General features: G+C 64.0%; 4 protein-coding genes. All 4 read left to right on the plus strand.

Annotation, left to right across the window (positions count from 1 at the left end; genetic code table 11):
- The coding region (locus MPJ51_RS10670) for an SLC13 family permease (protein ID WP_298385944.1) at positions 1–1017 on the plus strand (1017 nt) is incomplete at its 5' end.
- A gap of 16 nt (positions 1018–1033) precedes the next feature.
- A complete protein-coding gene (locus tag MPJ51_RS10675; protein WP_298385947.1) occupies positions 1034–1768 on the plus strand; it encodes a glutamine amidotransferase in 735 nt (244 codons plus the stop codon).
- 73 nt (positions 1769–1841) lie between these two features.
- Positions 1842–2699 carry a bile acid:sodium symporter family protein gene (locus tag MPJ51_RS10680; protein WP_298385950.1) on the plus strand — a complete coding sequence of 286 codons (858 nt, stop codon included), beginning with the start codon at positions 1842–1844 and terminating at the stop codon, positions 2697–2699.
- A gap of 11 nt (positions 2700–2710) precedes the next feature.
- Positions 2711–4302 (plus strand): FAD-binding dehydrogenase (locus MPJ51_RS10685; protein WP_298385952.1); only part of this gene is annotated, 1592 nt, incomplete at its 3' end.

Below are 4302 nucleotides of genomic sequence, written 5' to 3' on the forward strand. Positions count from 1 at the left end.
GACGGCAAGCGGCGCTATGGCCGGTCCGCCCATGCCACCCTGCATGAAGGCGACGCGCTGGTGCTGGAAGCCCGGCCCGAGGCGCTGGATGAGTTCCGCGCCGCGCTCAATCTGGCGTTTTCCGATACGCGGCGGCAGGAATTGCTGACAGCCGCCGGGGACGGGCTTGAGGTGATCGAGGTTGTCGCGACCGAAAGCGCCCGCATCACCGGACGTACGGCGCAAGGTTTGGGTCTGGCCTGGCGGCAGAGCACGGTTCTGATGGGCATCTCGCGTCAGGGTCGCAGGATCACCGAACAGGTCCGCAAGACCGAGGTCGAGGCGGGCGATATTCTGCTGCTGCTTTGCCCCCGTGACCGTGGCCCGGATGTGACCGAATGGCTGGGCTGCCTGCCACTGGCCGAGCGTGGCCTGAACGTGACCGCCAATGAAAAGGCATGGCTGGCCATTGGTCTGTTTGCCGCTGCGGTGCTGGCGGCCAGTATTGGGCTGGTCGACCTGCCGATTGCGCTGGGGCTGGTGGTGGTCGCTTATGTGCTGACCAAGATCCTGCCGATTGCCGATATCTACAACCATATCGAATGGCCCGTGGTGGTGCTGTTGGGGTCGATGATCCCGCTGGGCAGCGCGCTTGAAACCTCGGGCGGGACCGAGTTGATCGCCAATGCGCTGATCCAACTGACGGATGGCCTGCCCGCCTGGGCCATTCTGACCGTACTGATGGTGGTCACCATGACCCTGTCGGATGTGTTGAACAACACCGCCACCGCCATTGTCGCCGCCCCGGTCGGCATCCAGATGGCCCGCACGCTTGAGGTCTCGCCCGATCCGTTCCTGATGACCGTGGCCGTTGCAGCCTCGGCGGCGTTCCTGACACCCATCGGGCACAAGAACAACACCCTGGTGCTGGGCCCCGGGGGCTATCGGTTCGGGGATTACTGGCGCATGGGCCTGCCGCTGGAGGCGCTGATCATCGCCGTCTCCGTCCCCTCGATCCTTGTCTTCTGGCCGCTTTGACGGGTAAGGGCAGCGCATGAAACGCTTTTTGATCCTGCAACTGCGCCCGGAAACGGATGCGTCGGATGCCGAATACGCCTCGATCCTGAACCGCAGCGGGTTGTCGCCCGCGCAGACCCACCGTATCCGTCTGGATTGCGAGGACCTGCCCCAGGGGCTGGACGTAACCGACTATGCCGGGGTCATCGTTGGCGGCGGGCCGGGCTGTGTCAGCGACGATCCGGCTCAGAAATCCCCGTTGGATGCACGGATTGAGGACGCGATCATGGGGCTGATGCCGCAGATCACCGCGCAGGATCACCCGTTCATGGGCTGCTGCTATGGCCTTGGCATTCTCGCCGCGCATCTGGGCGGCGATGTCAGCAAGGCGCAATATGGCGAGCCCGTTGGCCCCTCGACCTGCCACCTGACCGATGACGGCGCGCAGGACCCGCTGACCGCCGGGCTTGAGCCGACATTCGACGCCTTTGTCGGCCATAAAGAGGCGGTGCAGACCCTGCCCGAGGGCTGCGTGCATCTGGTGGCCTCGGCCCCCTGCCCGTTTCAGATGATCCGCTGGGGGCAGAATGTCTATGCCACGCAGTTCCATCCCGAGGCGGATGCGCGGGACTTCGAACAGCGCATCAATATCTACAAGGATCACGGCTATTTCCCGCCTGAGGACGCCCAGCGGCTGATCGATGCCTGCCATTCAGCCACCGTCACCCAGCCCGGCGAAATCCTGCGCCGTTTCGCCGACCGTTATAAATGACCCAACGGCGCGGTTGCCTGTTGGTTTCCCGCTCGAATAGGCTGATCCGAAACGGTTTTGGGAGGAGTCGTTCTTGGATCTGCTTATCAATGTCGGCCTACCGCTGTCGCTGGCGATCATCATGTTGTCACTGGGCATCGGGCTGGAGGTCGCCGACTTCCGCCGCGTCCTGACCCGCCGCCGCGCCTTTGCCATCGGGGCGCTGTCTCAGGTGCTGTTGCTGCCGGTGGCGGCGTTCATCACGGTTACACTTTTTGCCCTGCCGCCGCAGATCGCGGTGGGCTTCATGCTGCTCAGCTTTTGTCCGGGCGGTGTGACCAGCAATATCCTGTCGAAACTGGCCAAGGCCGATGTGGCCCTGTCGGTCAGCCTGACCGCCGTGATCAGCCTGCTGTCCATCGTCACCGTACCGATCCTTGCGGTCTGGTCGATTGGCCATTTCATGGGCGAAGCCGCGCCCAAGGTCTCGATCACCGGACTGGCGATTGCCCTGTTCCTGATCACCACGCTGCCCGTGGCGATCGGCGTCAGCCTGCGCCATTTCGCACGCGGCTTTGCCGACCGGGTCGAGGGGCCGCTGTCCAAGGCCGCAGCCATTCTGTTCGTCCTGATCGTTCTGGCCGCGCTGGCCGGAAACTGGCAGTTCTTCATCGACAATCTGGGTGAGATGGGCGCCGGGCTGATCACCCTGAACATCGCCCTGTTGCTGATCGGGCTGGGTCTGGCCCGTGTCGCGAACCTGTCCTGGGACGAGAGCAAGACCATCTCCATCGAGACCGGCATCCAGAACTCGACCCTTGGGATCACGCTGGCGGCGCTGATCACCGGCACAGAGACAGGGTTCAGTCCGCTGGCCCTGCCCGCCGCGGTCTATGGCATCACCATGTACGCGGTGGTGCTGCCCTTCCTCATCTGGTTCCGCAACCGCTGAAAGGACGCGCCATGGCCGACAATACTGCAGACGCAATCGTCATCGGTGGCGGGCTGGCCGGTCTGGCCGCTGCGGCCGAGTTGGGGGATCGCGGCAAGACGGTGATCGTGCTGGATCAGGAACCCGCGCATTTTCTGGGCGGACAAGCGTTCTGGAGCCTCGGCGGGCTGTTCATGGTCGACACGCCCGAACAGCGCCGCATGGGTATCCGCGACAGCCATGATCTGGCCTTGCGCGACTGGATGGGCAGCGCCCAGTTCGACCGGGACGAAGATGCATGGCCGCGCAAATGGGCCGAGGCCTATGTGGAATTTGCCGCCGGGGAAATGCGCCCCTGGCTGCATCAGATGGGCCTGCGCTGGTTCCCCGTTGTCGGTTGGGCCGAACGGGGCGGGTCATATGCGGATGGGCACGGCAACTCGGTCCCGCGCTTTCACATCACATGGGGCACCGGGCCGGGCGTGCTGGAACATTTCATCCGCCGCGTGCAGGACCATGTCAGCGCCGGGCTGATCCAGCTGAAGTACCGCCATCAGGTCAGCCATATCATCATGCAGAACGGCGGTGCCAAGGGCGTCTCGGGCGAGGTTTTGGCCGATGACGCAGCCCCGCGCGGGGGCAAGACCAACCGTGATGAGGTGGGTGAGTTCGAGGTCTATGCGCCCTCGGTCATCGTCACTTCGGGCGGCATTGGCGGCAATTTCGAGATGGTGCGCCAGAACTGGCCGCGTGACCGGCTGGGCGAGCCGCCGCAGGACATGGTCGCCGGTGTGCCCTTCCACGTCGATGGCCGGATGATCCCGATCAGCGAAAAGGCGGGCGGGCATGTGATCAATGGCGACCGCATGTGGCATTACACCGAAGGCGTGCGCAACTGGGACCCGATCTGGCCCGCCCATGGTATCCGCATCCTGCCCGGCCCAAGCTCGATGTGGTTTGATGCCGAAGGCAACCGACTGGCCCCGCCCTGCCTGCCGGGCTTCGACACGCTTGGGACACTGAAGGAAATCCTGAAAACCGGGTATGAATACAGTTGGTTCGTGCTGACCCAGAAGGTGATCAAGAAGGAATTCGCCCTGTCGGGGTCAGAACAGAACCCCGATTTCACCTCGGCCAGTTGGAAAGAGGTGATCCGCCAGCGCATCCTGTCAGGCTCAAAAGCCACCGGCCCGGTCGAGGCGTTCAAGGAAAAGGGCGAGGATTTCGTGGTCGCCAATACTCTGACCGAGCTGGTCAGCGGCATGAACCAACTGGGCGGCGGGCTGATTGACGAGGCGCATCTGCGCGCCCAGATCGAGGCGCGGGACAGTCAGGTCGACAACCCGTTCTCGAAAGACGCGCAGATGATGGCGATTCTGGCGGCGCGGAACTATCGCGGCGACAGGCTGATCCGCACCGCCAAACCGCATAAATTCCTCGACCCCGCCAACGGGCCACTGATCGCGGTCAAGCTGCACATTCTGACCCGCAAAACGCTGGGCGGATTGCAGACCAATCTGGACAGCCAGATGATCGGTGCCGATGGGCAGGTCGTGCCCGGCCTGTTCGCCGCCGGAGAGGTCGCAGGCTTCGGCGGCGGCGGCTATCACGGCTACAACGCGCT

The sequence above is a fragment of the Ruegeria sp. genome (assembly GCF_028066395.1).
Lineage (GTDB): Bacteria > Pseudomonadota > Alphaproteobacteria > Rhodobacterales > Rhodobacteraceae > Ruegeria.